This window comes from Pseudomonas imperatae (genome assembly GCF_057128625.1).
The window spans coordinates 1-533 of record NZ_JBSKHP010000089.1 but is presented as its reverse complement, the minus strand read 5'-3'; the positions used below and the strand labels follow the sequence as shown (position 1 = coordinate 533).

At 69.2% G+C, this 533-nt stretch carries 1 protein-coding gene; it reads left to right on the top strand.

The annotated features are described in order from the left end of the window. Positions 1-533 (top strand): translation initiation factor IF-2 (locus ACWKWX_RS32750; RefSeq protein WP_483829948.1); only part of this gene is annotated, 533 nt, incomplete at both ends.

Sequence of the window (533 nt, the reverse complement as noted above, 5' to 3'; positions counted from 1 at the left end):
ACCTTCATCGACACGCCGGGTCACGAGGCGTTCACCGCCATGCGTGCCCGTGGTGCGCAGGTGACCGACATCGCGATCCTCGTGGTCGCGGCCGACGACGGCATCATGCCCCAGACGGTCGAGGCCCTGAACCACGCCCAGGCGGCGAACGTGCCGATCGTGGTCGCGGTGAACAAGGTCGACAAGCCGGACGCCAACCCCGCCAAGGTGCGCCAGCAGCTCACCGAATACGGACTGGTCGCCGAGGAGTACGGCGGCGACGTCATGTTCGTCGACGTCTCGGCCCGCCAGAACATCGGCATCCAGGACCTGCTCGACGCGGTGCTGCTCACCGCCGACGCCGGTCTCGACCTCACCGCGAACCCCAACAAGGCAGCGCGCGGTGTGGCCATCGAGGCCAAGCTCGACAAGAGCCGCGGCTCGGTCGCGACCGTGCTCATCCAGTCGGGCACGCTGCGTGTCGGCGACGCGATCGTCGCGGGCACGGCCTATGGCCGCGTGCGCGCCATGATCGACGAGAACGGCGACGCGGT